Raw genomic sequence first — 13,315 nt, 5'->3', positions numbered from 1 at the left:
CATGAGAGGCATGGATCACGCACAGGCACGCACCTGGCTCGCGACCGCGGTCGAGGAGGCCCGTGCCGGGTCGGCGGAGGGCGGCATCCCGATCGGCGCCGCCCTCTACGGCGCCGACGGCACCCTCCTCGGCCGCGGCCGCAACCGGCGCGTCCAGGACGACGACCCGTCGATGCACGCGGAGACGGCCGCGTTCCGCGCGTCGGGACGGCAGCGGTCGTATCGCGGTACGACCATGGTGACCACCCTCTCGCCGTGCTGGTACTGCTCCGGTCTGGTCCGCCAGTTCGGCATCTCACGCGTCGTGGTCGGCGAGGCCGCCACCTTCCACGGCGGGCACGACTGGCTGGCCGAGCACGGCGTGGAGATCGTGCTGCTCGACGACCCCGAGTGCATCGGCATGATGCGGGACTTCGTCACCAACCATCCGGCACTGTGGAACGAGGACATCGGTGAGTGACGCACCTGCCCCCCGAACCCCCACCCGTACCCCGACCCGAAGCACCGCCCCCGTCCCGACCCGTGTCCCGACGATCGACCTGCGGCCCTGGCTGTCCGGCGATCCCGAGGCCCGCGCGGGGATCGCCGAGACCGTCGACGAGGCCCTGCAGACCGCCGGGTTCCTGCTGGTCACCGGGCACGGTGTGGACCCGGCACTGCGTTCCTCGATCCGGGAGGCCGCCCGTACGTTCTTCCGGCAGCCCGTCGACACCAAGCAGCCGTACGCGGCGAAGGTCGGCGGCCGCGGCTGGCTCGGGCCGGGCGCGGAGGCCAACGGCTACTCGGAGGGCACCGAGACCCCGCCGGACCTGAAGGAGTCGCTGACCTTCGCCACGCACGAGCCCTTCGAGGACCCGGTGGTCAACGCGGAGTGGTACGCGCCCAACGTGTGGCCGGCCCAGGTGCCCGGACTCAGGGTGCTGTGCGAGGAGTACCTGGAGCTGATGGGCGACCTGGAGAAACTGCTCCTCTCCCTCCTCGGTGAGGCTCTCGGCCTCGAACCGGACTTCTTCTCCCGGCACATGGACCACCCGACGTACGGCTTCAACATCAACTGGTACCCGGGCACCGAGGTGGTCGGCGAGCCGCAGCCGGGCCAGTTCCGCATCGGCCCGCACACCGACTTCGGGACCGTCACGATCCTGGACCGGCAGGCGGGCAAGGGCGGGCTGCAGGTCTACACGGACCCCGCGGACGGAGGCGTCGGCTGGGAGGACGCCCCGTACGATCCCGACGCCTTCACCGTCAACATCGGTGATCTGATGGCCCGTTGGACCGGCGACCGCTGGCGCTCGGGCCGCCACCGTGTGCTGCCTCCGCCCGCGGACGCGCCCGCCGAGGAGCTGATGTCCCTCGTCTACTTCGGCGAGTGCACACCGGGCACGATCGTGGAGTCCGTACCGGCGCCGGTGGGGCGGGTGGCGTACGAGCCGGTGGACTCGCACGTGTACCTGCGGGAGAAGCTGGACTCGATCACGGTGGGCTGATCAGCCGCTCGAAGCGGGCCCGCCAGCGCTCCTCGGACTCGGCCTCGCCCCGGAACTCGTGGGTGAAGCGCACAGCCGTGCCGTCGTCCCCGTCCCGTTCGAGATGGAAGCGGATCCGGCCGCCGTCACCCAGCGTGTACTCGGCGACCCGGTCCACGTCCCACGCGGTGACCTGGCCGCTCCCCACGTCACGAAGGGTGACCCCGCCGCCGAGCCGGGGTTCGAGGACGTCGGCGGCGGCGAACCACCGCGCGAGCCCCTCCGGGGCGGCCACCGCCTCCCAGACCTGCTCCACGGGCCTGGGGACCCGCACCAGGAAGTGCAGGAGGTGCGTGCTCCCGTGGGTCTGGCTGGTGCCCTGTTCTATCGAACCGGTCATGTACACCAGCCTGACCCGCCGGGCGGCGTCGCGCACGTGCCCGGCTCACGCCTCGCGCCCGCTCACACCCCCGCGTAGGAGTGCTTGCCGGAGACGAAGATGTTCACGCCGTAGTAGTTGAACAGCCAGCAGCCGAAGGCGATCAGGGCCAGGTAGGCGGCCTTGCGGCCCTTCCAGCCGGCCGTGGCGCGGGCGTGCAGGTAGCAGGCGTAGGCGACCCAGGTGATGAACGCCCACGTCTCCTTCGGGTCCCAGCCCCAATAACGGCCCCAGGCCGACTCGGCCCAGATCGCGCCCGCGATGATCGTGAACGTCCACAGCGGGAAGACGGCAGCGTTGATGCGGTACGAGAACTTGTCCAGGGAGGACGAGGCGGGCAGCCGCTCCAGGAAGGACGTGGCGAAGCGGCCGGGCGTGCCGCCGTTCTCCAGCTTGCTCTCGTACGAGTCCTTGAAGAGGTAGAGGAGCGTGCCGACCGCGCCCACGTAGAAGACCGCGCCGCACAGGATCGCGGTGGAGACGTGGATGTAGAGCCAGTACGAGTGGAGGGCGGGAACCAACTGGTCACTGGCGGTGTACAAGACAGTGACGGCGATGCCGAGGTCGAGGAGGACCGTGGTGATCAGGAACAGGCCGAGCCAGCGGATGTTCTTCTTCAGCGCGAGCAGCGTGAGGTACACGCCGACGGCGACGGTGGAGAAGGTGATGTTGAACTCGTACATGTTGCCCCACGGCGCCCGCTCCACCGAGGCCGCGCGGGCGACCACACCGGCGAGGTGCACGAGGAAGGCGAGCACGGTGAGCGAGATGGCGATACGCCCGTAGAGGTCGCCCTGCTCGTCCCCGCCGTGCGCCCCGGGCCCGTCGGGCACGTCACGCGCACCGGCCGAGGCCCGTACGACGACCTTGGGCCGCTCCAGCACGGCGGTCCCGCCGGCCTTCTGCACGGTGACGGCCGGGGCTTTCCCGGACTTCTCGGCACCGGGGGTGAGCGCCGCGGCGGTGCGGCCGACCCGGCTGCGGCTGCCGAAGAGCCATTCGGCGATGTACGCGAAGAAGGCCAGGGTGTAGACGGCCATCGCGGAGTAGATCAGCGTGTTGCTGATGTTCGCGAGGTGTTCGTTGGTGGCCGTGGCCAACTCGGTTCCGGCGGCGAGAGTCATGTCGTCTCAGCCCCTTCGGCAGGGAGGACTTGGGGGTCGGGGGTGGTGGTGTCGTCTTGGTCCGGGGAGCCGGCGTCGGCCTGCCCGTCGGGCTCGGGCGCGCCCGGCGCCCGGTCGTACAGGATCCCGGCGAGGTCGCCGAGTTCCTCGGGTACCTTCGCGGACTCGCTGCGGCCGAGTCCGGCCATCTCCACGACCGTCACACCGTCGGCGCCCTTCACCGCCCGTACCCACACGCGGCGGCGCTGGATGAACAGGGAGCCGGCGAGGCCGAAGATGGCGGTGAGGGCACCGCCGAGCGCCCACGTGGTGCCGGCCTGCTGGACGACCTGGAAGTTCGCCCACTGCTTGGTGCCTTCGTAGGTGATCGAGCCGGCGCCGTTGGGGAGCTTCATGGTCTGGCCGGGCCTGAGGTTGTCCCTGAGCTGGGCGCCCTTGGCGTCCTTGAACCCCTTCACATGCGCCTTGTCGAGCTGGTACACGCTCTGCGGGATGCCCGAGTCGACACCGAGGTCACCGTGGAACGGGGTCAGGTTCAGCACCGGGTTGTTCAGTGCCGGGAAGGTGGAGGCCGTCTCGCTGCCCTTGGTGTACGTCGGCAGGAAGAAGGCCGAGATGCCCAGCTGCTCCCTGACGCCCTGGGCGTTCCTGTAGCCGTCGAGGACCTTGGCCACACCGGTGGAGGTGACGTTGGGGTCGAGCGGCAGGAGGGGCACGGCGTCGCGGTAGATGACGTTGCCCCTGCCGTCGCGGACGGTGATGAGGGGCGCGTAGCCGTGGGCGGTGAGGTAGACCTTCGCGTCGCCGACCTCCAGCGGCTCGTTGACCTTGACGAGGTCCGTCCGGCCCTTGCCGTAGGCGCCCACGCTGTAGGTGAGACTCGCCTGGTAGGTGCGCGGCGTCCCCCGGTTCGGACCGCTCTTCTCATAGGTGCCCGTGAACTTGTCCAGGTGGAAGCTGAACGGCACGAGGTCGTCGGCGGTGAAGAGGTTGCCGGACTTGAAGTCGTCGTACTGGGTGGTGGTGTTGGAGAAGCCGCCGCCCTCGACGACCAGCTTGTTGCCCTCGGACTTGAACAACTGGCCCCAGGCGAAGGCGGTCAGCAGCACGATCAGCGCGATGTGGAAGGCGAGGTTGCCGACCTCCCGCAGATAGCCCTTCTCGGCGGCGACGGCGTCACCGTCGAGGTGGGCGCGGAAGCGGCGCTTGCTGAGGAGGGCGAGCGCGGTCTCACGGACCTGCTCCGGCTCGGTCTCGGTGCGCCAGGTGGTGTAGGCGGGCAGTCGGGTCAGCCGCTTGGGCGCGCCCGGCGGGCGGCCGCGCAGCTGGCCGATGAACTGCCAGGTGCGCGGGATGATGCAGCCGATGAGGGAGACGAACAGCAGGATGTAGATCGCGGAGAACCACACCGAGCTGTAGACGTGGAAGAGGCCGAGCCTGTCGTAGACCGGTGCGAGGAAGGTGTGGGCCTTGCGGAAGTCGGCGACCTTCGTCTCGTCGATGCCGGTCTGCGGGATCAGCGAGCCGGGGATCGCGCCGAGGGAGAGAAGCAGGAGCAGGAGCAGCGCGACCCGCATGGAGGTGAGCTGCCGCCAGAACCAGCGGGCCCAGCCGATCACGCCCAGGGAGGGCAGGTTCGGCAGGTCCTCCCTGGGAGCGGTGGAGAGCTGGGAGCCGGCGGCGCCGAGGTCGTCGTCGACACGCTCGGGGGTCGTACCGGTTGTGGTCTTGCTCATCGATCAGATCCCCACGGTGAAGCCGGTGGACCAGGACTGCATGTCCTGCACGATGCGGTCCCAGGCGCCGGTGAGCAGCAGCAGACCGGTCACGATCATCATCGTGCCGCCGATCCGCATCACCCAGACATAGTGGCGCTTGACCCAGCCGAAGGCGCCGAGCGCCTTGCGGAAGGCGACCGCGGCGAGCACGAACGGCACACCGAGGCCGAGGCAGTAGGCGACGGTCAGTATGGCCCCGCGGCCCGCGCTGCCCTGCTGGGAGGAGAGGGCGATCACGGAGGCGAGGGTCGGGCCGATGCACGGGGTCCAGCCGATGCCGAACAGCGCGCCGAGCAGCGGTGCGCCGGCCAGCCCGGCGGCGGGCCTGCGGTGGAAGCGGAACTCCCGCTGGGTCATCCAGGGCATCAGCCCCATGAAGAAGACACCCATGAGGATCATGAGCGCGCCCAGCACCTTGCTCAGGACGCCCTTGTTGTCCTGGAGGGTGTCGCCGAAGTAGCCGAACAGGGCGCCGCTGGAGACGAACACGGCGGTGAAACCGAGTACGAAGAGGGAGGCGCCGGCGACCATCCGGCCGCGTCGGGCCTCGGCGAGGTCGGTGCCGGCCACCCCGGTGACGTACGACAGATAGCCGGGGACGAGCGGCAGGACGCACGGGGAGAAGAAGGAGACGAGTCCGCCGAGCAGGGCGATGGGCAGGGCGACCAGCAGGGCGCCGTTGAGCACCGTGTCGTTGAGGCCCGGTTCGGCGAGTGTGGTGAGTGGGCTCACGTCACTTCTCCGCGAGGACCGGGTCGATCATCCTGCGCAGCTTTTCCTCGCTGAGCGCGGCCAGCGAACGCGCGGCGATCTTGCCCTCGCGGTCGAGGACGAGAGTGGAGGGGATCGCCTGCGGGTTGAGGGTGCCCTTCTTGAAACGGAGCATCAGTTTGCCCGTGGGGTCGTACAGGCTGGGGAACCCGACGCCGTACCGCTGCTCGAAGGCGCGGGCGCCCGCGGTGCTGGTGTCACGGGTGTTGATGCCGACGAACTGGACGTCCTTGGCCAGGTCCTGGGAGACCTTCTCGAAGCCCGGCGCCTCGGCGCGGCAGGGGGGGCACCAGGAGCCCCACACGTTCAGCACCACGACCTTGCCCTTGTAGGAGGCGACGTCGAGTTGTTTGCCGTCCACCGTCTTGCCGGACAGGTCGGGCGCCTGGGCGCGCTCCCCCTTCTTGGCGGTGGAGATGCCGTCCTTGCCCATCACGAAGTTGGTGTCACCGCCTCCGCCGGAGGTGCCTCCGGAGGAGCAGGCGGACATCAGCAGCGTGGCGACCGCGGCACCGGCGGTGGTCAGGACGGCTCGGCGACGTGCGCGGTTCGAGCGCGACGGGGCACGGCTTGCGGCACTCATGTGAAAAGTTTCGCATGCCCGTTCCAGGGATCTTGCGCACCCCCCTTGCGGAGGGACAACCACATGTCAGGCGCCCTGCCCGGAGGTCGAGGAGGAGGTCGACGAGGACGTCGAGGACGTGGTCGAGGAGGAGGTCGAGGAGGTGTCCTTCAGGAACGTCTTCCAGCCGCCGACCGGCTGCTGTCCGACATCGAGCGTACGCAGCTTGGCGAGCACCTCCGGCTTCTGTACGTCCATCCAGTCGACGAACTGCCGGAAGGACACCATGCGTACGTCCGCGCCCTTCTCCTTCTCCTGCGCGATGTACTTGAACGCCGCCTCGACGGAGTCCATGTAGATGCCGCCGTTCCAGTGCTCGAAGTGGTTGCCGACGAAGAACGGTGCCCGATTCGTCTCGTATGCCCGCTTGAAGCCTGATATGTAGGCCTGCGTGGACTGGGTGCGCCAGGCCGGGTAGTTGTAGGCGGGCGCGTTGGTCGAGTTGACCGACTGGTTGGCGAGCATGTTGTAGTCCATCGACAGGACCTCGAAGGACCGCCCGGGGAAGGGGACCTGCTGCAGCGGCAGGTCCCACACGCCCTGCTTCTTGTCGGGCCAGACCTGGCGGCCGCCGGGCGAGGAGGCGTCGTAGCGCCAGCCGAGCTTCTTGGCGGTGGGCAGCAGGTTGTTCTGGCCGAGCAGACAGGGGGTGCGACCGCCGACGAGCTCCTTGTCGTAGTCGAAGGGCAGCGAAGGCAGGTCGGTCCAGCCGGTGTTGGTCCGCCACTCCTTGACGAAGGCCTTCGCCTGCTGGATCTCGCTCTGCCACTGGGCGGGCGTCCAGTTGCCGACGGTGCCGTAGCCGGAGCAGAAGTGGCCGTTGAAGTGGGTGCCTATCTCGTGCCCTTCGAGCCAGGCGCGGTGGACGTTGGCCAGCGTGGCCTTGACGTGCTCGTCGGTGAGGTAGCCGATGTCGGAGGCACCGCGCGGGTTGTTCGGCGGGTTGTAGAGACGCTTCTTCGACTCGGGCAGCAGATAGAGCCCGGAGAGGAAGAAGGTCATGGAGGCCTGGTGCTGCTTGGCGAGGTCGAGGAAACGGGGGAAGAGACCGTTGCCGACCTCGCCGGCGCCGTCCCAGGAGAAGATCACGAACTGGGGCGGCATCTGGCCGGGTTCCAGTGGCTCGGGCTTGCCCGGCTGGTGGGGCTGCTTGCCGGTGAAGGAGGTCGAGCCGTCACCGAGGGGGCGGGCGGGGTGCGACGGCTTGCCGGATCCGCCGCCGTGGGAACCCGGAGTAGGGGTGGACCCGTCTGACTGCGTGAGGGTGCCGCAGCCCGAGAGTCCGACGGCGGCCGCGGCTCCCGCACCGAGACCGAGCATTCCCCTGCGGGAGAGAGCGCGCATTCCAACCCCATTCGTCATGTGCCCTGATTGTCACTTAGTCAGAGGACATGACGAACGGGGAGGTTCCCCTCGATCACACCGATCTCGCAACAAACGTCACGAACGCGTCAGGGAACCCAAAGGGAATGTCCATCCCCCCGGAATCGAGGGTTCCGACGCGGAGTTCCGACGCCGACGCCGGCACGAACTCCTACTTGACCTCCTACGCGGACTCCTTTACGGACTCCTTTGCGGACTCCTTTGCGGACGGTCTCTTACGCGCCGTAGGCCTTCGACTTCCCCTGCACCGGCTTGGCACCGGCCCGGAGATGGGCGGGTACGAGGTCGATGGCCGGCTCGCTGTAGCCGACGGACACGAGCTTGTCGCCCTGGTACGTGAAGCTCGTCAGCGAGGCGAGTGTGCACTGCCGCTTGCGCGGGTCGTGCCACAGCCGCCGCTTCTCGACGTACGACCGCACGATCCAGATCGGCAGCTGATGACTGACCAGCACGGCCTCGTGCCCACGCGCCTGGTCCTTGGCGGAGTCCAGCGCCCGCATCATCCGTACGACGATGTCGACGTACGGCTCGCCCCAGGACGGCTTGAACGGGTTGACGAGGTGCTTCCAGTTCCCGGGCTTGCGCAGCGCGCCGTCGCCCACCCCGAAGGTCTTGCCCTGGAAGACGTTGTCGGCCTCGATGAGGCGCTCGTCGGTGGCGAGGTCGAGCCCGTGCGCCTTGGCGATCGGGGTCGCCGTCTCCTGCGCCCGCTCCAGCGGGGAGGCGCAGACGTAGGTGATGTCGCGGGGCGCGAGGTGCTCGGCGACCCGGTCGGCCATCTGCCGTCCGAGCTCGGACAGGTGGTACCCGGCGAGCCGCCCGTAGAGCACCCCGTCCGGGTTGGCGACCTCACCGTGCCGCATGACGTGTACGACCGTGATGTCGCTGCCCGCCGTGTTGTTGCTGTCGCTCATGCTGCCGTGGCCTCCGCCGCCGCTCGGGCCGCCGCCGGAAGGGCGTCGGCGATGCGCTGTACGGCCTGTTCGTCGTGGGCCGTGGACACGAACCAGGACTCGAAGGACGAGGGCGGCAGATAGACGCCCTGCGCCAGCATCGAGTGGAAGAACGCGGTGTAGCGGAAGGACTCCTGCTTCTTGGCGTCCTCGTAGTCGCGGACCTCACGGTCCGCGAAGAAGACGGAGAACATGTTGGAGGCGTTCTGCAGCCGGTGCGCGACGCCCTCCTTGGTGAGCGCCTCGGTGACGAGCGACCGGACGGTCTCCGACACCGCGTCGACGGTGTCGTAGGCGGCGTCGTCGAGGAGCCGAAGCTGGGCGAGGCCGGCCGCGGTGGCGACCGGGTTACCGGAGAGGGTGCCGGCCTGGTAGACGGGCCCGGCGGGCGCGAGGTGCGCCATCACCTCGGCACGACCGCCGAAGGCGGCGGCCGGGAAGCCGCCCCCCATCACCTTCCCGAAGGTCATCAGGTCGGGCCTGACCCCATCGATCCCGAACCACCCGGCACGGCTGGTCCGGAAGCCTGTCATGACCTCGTCGGAGATGAAGAGTGCGCCGTTCTTCGAGCAGGCGTCCTTCAGTCCCTGGTTGAAGCCGGGCCGCGGCGGTACGACGCCCATGTTCCCGGGCGAGGCCTCGGTGATCACGCAGGCGATCTCACCGGGGTGCCGGTGGAAGGCCTCGTGGACGGCCTCCAGGTCGTTGTAGGGAAGGACGATGGTGTCGCCGGCCTGGGCGCCGGTGACGCCGGGGGTGTCGGGCAGCGCGAAGGTCGCCACACCGCTGCCCGCCGCGGCCAGCAGTGAGTCGACGTGACCGTGGTAACACCCGGCGAACTTGATCACCTTGGTGCGTCGCGTGAACCCGCGGGCGAGCCGGATGGCGCTCATGGTGGCCTCGGTCCCGCTGGACACGAGCCGCACCTGCTCAAGGGGCTCGATCCGCCCGACCATCTCCTCGGCGAGGGCGACCTCGCCCTCGCCGGGCGTCCCGAAGGAGGTACCGCGCGAGACGGCGTCCTGAACGGCCGCGACGACCTCGGGGCGGGAGTGCCCGAGGATCATCGGACCCCAGGAACACACCAGGTCGACGTACTCCCGCCCGTCCGCGTCCGTCAGGTACGGACCCGTACCCGACACCATGAACCGGGGCGTACCGCCCACGGCACGGAAGGCGCGCACCGGGGAGTTCACGCCGCCGGGCGTGACGGCCGCGGCCCGGTCGAACAGTGCCTGCGAGACAGGCGCTTCGTATGAATAAGGCAGTTCGCTCATGACCTGCGACTTCTCCGACCTTCTCCGACTTACCCGGCTCCGGTTGCAAGGGACATCCTCAGGGTAGGCCAGGGTGAGCGGGCGGCAGCGAGCGCTGCTGCTGACCCGAGGGACAGTCGCCGCCCCGCGCGATCTGCGAAACTGGGACCTGATACACACAGCTCAAACGGCCCTGGCGTACGTATAGGTGTACGGAGGCTTGTTCAGAGGCTGCGAAGATCCTGCGGACAGGTGTTTCAGCGCACGTTTCGGCGGGCGGCCGTGGGGGAGGTCACTGACACGATGATCGGGTTGCGCGGCGGGGGCCACGCATCCTAGAAAAGCAGTCGGGTGGAGATATGCATCGCGGTGGCGGACTGGGCGAGGGGACTGACGACCTGGGTCCTCGACGTGCCCGGCGGGGAAAGCACCGACGCGAGGCGGAGGAGGCCGAAGCCCGTCAGGCGCAGGGTGTACCGATTGAGCCCGAGCGGATCGACCGGCGGATCGACCGGCGGGGCGAGCCGCTCCGGGCGGGGAGCAGGAATGGTGGTCGGGTGGGGGTGACGTACAAGTACTTCGGCGCGCCGGACGGCGCGACCGCGGCCCGCGTCCCGATCTCGATGCGCCCCGAGGAACTCGGCGGCGACGAACTCGGCATGAACGGCATGTTCACCAAGATCAAACCGGAGACGATGGCGGCGATGGTGCTGACGGGCATCGAAGGCGTGCCGTTGAACAAGGTGCCCCCGCTGGAACTGGTCGTCCTGCACCCCGACTACGCGGTGGTCAAGCTCCCCATGACGGTCGTCGACCCCCTGCGCGGCATAGGCGAGGAAGCCGTGGGCGCGGCAGCCTTCATCTGGTCGACGGTCCCGGACCGTGGCGGCCCACGCGACGCGTTCAACGTCTACCAACTGCTGCACGAGTGGCAGGACTTCAGCCATCGGCTGCATGAGGCGGGGCATCAGCCTTATTGCCTTGTGTGGCCGTGACCTGGGGTTTCGGTCGTTTCGGGCGGGGTCTTCGGGCCTCGCCCTTTTTGGTGCTGGAGAGGGGTCGTTAGGCGGGCAGGGCACATTGAGGGCACATTGGTTTTGCTGGGGGTGCTGATGTGCCCTGGGCGGCAGGCCGGTCGCCGTCGTCTTCCGCCTCTGCTCCCGTTTCCGTGAAGGGCGCCGCCGCTGTGGGTGAGTGGGGCATCGCTGGTTCTCCAGAGCTCGGTCTGCCGGATCCGGCCTGACCACACCGAGACTGTCGAGCGGAGAGCTGATCGTCAGCTCCCTTTTATCGGAGCAATCAATTCCGCTTTACTGGGCAATCAGTTCCGCGCGGAGCGGCTGCAACGCCGCAAATCGCCGGAGCCAGGCGGCTTCCGATCAATGGGGAACCCAGCTCGCCCATGAGCCGCGGGAGCCGCGCCCGGGGACACGCCGAGACTGCCATGATCGGGAGTTACACCGAAGAAGGTCTTACAGTCCCGTGCCGGGCGGCAACGTCTTCATTTGTGGTCGCGCAGGAAGGTAGGGATCTCGTCGCGGATCGGGTAGTTCGGCAGGGGGGCTGGCTTGTCCTGAAGGAACGCAGTGATGACGGCGACAGCCCGGTCATTGTTGTTGTCGAGGCCGTTCCACATGTGGTGTCCGACTCCAGGCATGTACTGCGCGCGCTGGAGGGCGGGGTCGTTGGCAAGCGCGGCGGTCGCCCATTGACGGACCTGGGAGGAGCACTCGGCGATCATCAGCATCGCGGGGGTCCGTGAGCGCCTCAGTTGCGGGGCGATGGAGGGTGAGTCCTTGACCGTCTGCTGGATGCGGAGGCTGGCGGCGGGACTGAAGGAGAAGTTCTGTGCGGTGTCCTCGGTGGGGATGCGGTGCGCGTCGCGCGCGCAGTAGGCGGATGCCGTGTCGCTGCCGAGGTCGGCGGCGGTGAAGGCGTTGTCGCCCTCGGCCTGCCCGATCAGTCCGGTGTCGGGGGTGAGGAGTCCGAGTCGCATGAGGCCGAATGCCACGGCGTACCGGGGAACGTGCGTCGATCGCGGTCCGGTCGGTGCCGGCGCGAGGCCCCGTGCGGATGCTCGGCCCTTGTGCCCGGTGATGTGTGCGGTGGGGCCGTCCATGGGCCCGGGCTCGGCGATGATCGCCCGGTGCAGGCGTGCGGCGACGCCAGGGTCGGCCAGGGCTCGGGTGAGCACGACTCCGCCGCCGGAGAATCCGAGGATGTCGACCTTGCCCTTGTCCAGGTGGTCGACGAAGGCGGCGAGGTCACGGACCGATCTGGAGATCGTGTACTGGTCCATGGTGAGCAGGTCGCTTCGTCCGCCACCGGCCTGTTCGTAGGCGTAGACGTCATAGCCCTGGCGTGCCAGGAGTCGCAGAAACCGGTGGTCTTGCACCGAGATGCCGCGGACGGGTCCTCCATGGAGGTACACGAACGGGACGGGATGCCGGGGGCCGGGGTTCGCGGGCGGGTAGTGATACACCGCGACCCGGCTGCCCGTGGCCAGGTTCCAGTGCTGAGTGGACACGAGCGGCAGCGCGGGCGGGTACCGCCGGGCCGTCGGCACGGTCGGGATGCAGACCGTCGCCGTCAACGCCGCCGCGACGATCACCGGCAGGAACGGCACGAGCCTCGTCGGCCAGGTGCGGTGCCGGCCCCGCCACAGCGCGAGGACAGTCCCGGCCCCGAGGGTCGTCAACCACGCGGCGAGCCCCGAACCTGCCCCGTCCGTGAGGGCGATCAGTGCAAGAAAGACGACGACCAGCGTCACGACGGCGGCCAGGGCCAGCAGTAAGCGTCCGGTGAAGCGGACGAGACGTATGGCTGACGTGGGCACAGCGAACCTCCGACAGTTTCAGAACACCGTTTCAAAACGACGTTATCAAAGAAGGTAGGCTGCTGACCGTGGGTAGGCCCAGAACGAACGACGAGGCCGTCAAGGAGCGGCTCGTGGAGTGCGCGACCGAGATGCTCGCCACCCGTCCGCGAGAGTCGGTCACGGTCCGCGCCGTGGCCGCTGCTGCCGAGGCGTCGACGACAGCGGTGTACTCGTTGTTCGGTGGCAAGGACGGGCTGATCGGTGCGGTCCGCGATAGAGCTGTCGCCGGCCTGTTCCAGGACGTGTCGGCGGTGCAGACGTCCGCGGACCCTCTCGCCGACCTCTACGCGCTGGCCGTCGCCTACCGTCGTTGGGGGTGCGGACACAGCCACCTGTACACGGTGCTCTTCGGTGGTGTGCAGTCCTTCGACCCGTCGGGAGAGGTCGGTGCCAGTGACCCGATCCGTCCGCTCCTCTCCGCAATCGATCGTGCCTTGACGGCGTCCGTCCTCGCTGGCGACGCAACGGCGATCGCCCTGTCGATCTGGGCAACCCTGCACGGGCTCGTGACCCTCGAACTGGCCGGGGCCCTCGACGCCACCACGGCCGAGGCCGCATTCCGCTCGTCGATTCACGCCACGCTGCGCGGATGGACGGCCGCGGAGGTGTTCCGCAGTCTTCGCCAAGCCGAACTCGCTCGGTGAC

13 protein-coding genes are annotated in these 13,315 nt (G+C 68.8%); 4 read left to right on the top strand and 9 right to left on the bottom strand.

The genetic code is table 11. The annotated features are described in order from the left end of the window. Window position 1 precedes the first annotated feature (1 nt). Window positions 2-460: a nucleoside deaminase gene (locus ACYUED_RS25905; RefSeq protein WP_491285520.1), complete on the top strand. Its 459-nt coding sequence runs from the start codon at window positions 2-4 to the stop codon at window positions 458-460. Window positions 461-533: 73 nt separating this feature from the next. Beyond that, a complete protein-coding gene (locus tag ACYUED_RS25900) occupies window positions 534-1,487 on the top strand; it encodes an isopenicillin N synthase family dioxygenase (RefSeq protein ID WP_491294438.1) in 954 nt (317 codons plus the stop codon). Here the strand turns inward: ACYUED_RS25900 and ACYUED_RS25895 are convergent. The 8 genes from ACYUED_RS25895 to hemL all read right to left on the bottom strand — a co-directional run bounded on the left by ACYUED_RS25895 (window position 1,474) and on the right by hemL (window position 9,813). Further along, a complete protein-coding gene (locus ACYUED_RS25895) occupies window positions 1,474-1,866 on the bottom strand; it encodes an SRPBCC domain-containing protein (protein ID WP_491285518.1) in 393 nt (130 codons plus the stop codon). The two genes, ACYUED_RS25900 and ACYUED_RS25895, sit on opposite strands and share 14 nt — an antisense overlap. A gap of 62 nt (window positions 1,867-1,928) precedes the next feature. Then, a complete protein-coding gene (gene ccsB, locus ACYUED_RS25890) occupies window positions 1,929-3,029 on the bottom strand; it encodes a c-type cytochrome biogenesis protein CcsB (RefSeq protein ID WP_491285516.1) in 1,101 nt (366 codons plus the stop codon). Then, window positions 3,026-4,765: a cytochrome c biogenesis protein ResB gene (gene resB / locus ACYUED_RS25885; RefSeq protein ID WP_491285514.1), complete on the bottom strand. Its 1,740-nt coding sequence runs from the start codon at window positions 4,763-4,765 to the stop codon at window positions 3,026-3,028. Before resB ends, ccsB begins: the two co-directional genes overlap by 4 nt. 3 nt (window positions 4,766-4,768) lie before the next feature. After that, window positions 4,769-5,539 carry a cytochrome c biogenesis CcdA family protein gene (locus tag ACYUED_RS25880; protein ID WP_266519249.1) on the bottom strand — a complete coding sequence of 257 codons (771 nt, stop codon included), beginning with the start codon at window positions 5,537-5,539 and terminating at the stop codon, window positions 4,769-4,771. A gap of 1 nt (window position 5,540) precedes the next feature. Then, window positions 5,541-6,161 carry a TlpA family protein disulfide reductase gene (locus tag ACYUED_RS25875; RefSeq protein WP_491285512.1) on the bottom strand — a complete coding sequence of 207 codons (621 nt, stop codon included), beginning with the start codon at window positions 6,159-6,161 and terminating at the stop codon, window positions 5,541-5,543. A 66-nt stretch (window positions 6,162-6,227) separates the two neighbouring features. After that, window positions 6,228-7,544: a polysaccharide deacetylase family protein gene (locus tag ACYUED_RS25870; RefSeq protein ID WP_491294437.1), complete on the bottom strand. Its 1,317-nt coding sequence runs from the start codon at window positions 7,542-7,544 to the stop codon at window positions 6,228-6,230. Between the two features lie 254 nt (window positions 7,545-7,798). Continuing rightward, complete coding sequence (locus ACYUED_RS25865; RefSeq protein ID WP_491285510.1) at window positions 7,799-8,497, bottom strand: histidine phosphatase family protein; 699 nt, start codon at window positions 8,495-8,497, stop codon at window positions 7,799-7,801. After that, window positions 8,494-9,813, bottom strand: coding sequence for a glutamate-1-semialdehyde 2,1-aminomutase (gene hemL, locus ACYUED_RS25860; protein WP_491285508.1), 1,320 nt, complete (start codon window positions 9,811-9,813; stop codon window positions 8,494-8,496). The genes ACYUED_RS25865 and hemL overlap by 4 nt, the downstream gene beginning before the upstream one ends. 338 nt (window positions 9,814-10,151) lie before the next feature. On the opposite strand from hemL, the gene ACYUED_RS25855 reads away from it, so the two are divergent. Beyond that, entirely contained in the window at window positions 10,152-10,787 is a 636-nt protein-coding gene (locus ACYUED_RS25855) for a hypothetical protein (protein ID WP_266519239.1), read from the top strand. A gap of 506 nt (window positions 10,788-11,293) precedes the next feature. On the opposite strand, the gene ACYUED_RS25850 is transcribed toward ACYUED_RS25855, so the two are convergent. Further along, window positions 11,294-12,628 carry an alpha/beta hydrolase gene (locus tag ACYUED_RS25850; RefSeq protein WP_491285506.1) on the bottom strand — a complete coding sequence of 445 codons (1,335 nt, stop codon included), beginning with the start codon at window positions 12,626-12,628 and terminating at the stop codon, window positions 11,294-11,296. 68 nt (window positions 12,629-12,696) lie between these two features. Here ACYUED_RS25850 and ACYUED_RS25845 point away from each other — a divergent pair, with 68 nt between their 5' ends. Further along, window positions 12,697-13,314: a TetR/AcrR family transcriptional regulator gene (locus ACYUED_RS25845; RefSeq protein WP_491285504.1), complete on the top strand. Its 618-nt coding sequence runs from the start codon at window positions 12,697-12,699 to the stop codon at window positions 13,312-13,314. Window position 13,315: the final 1 nt, after the last annotated feature.

Source organism: Streptomyces sp. DF42 (assembly GCF_058267695.1).
This window is presented reverse-complemented; position numbering and strand designations above follow the sequence as displayed.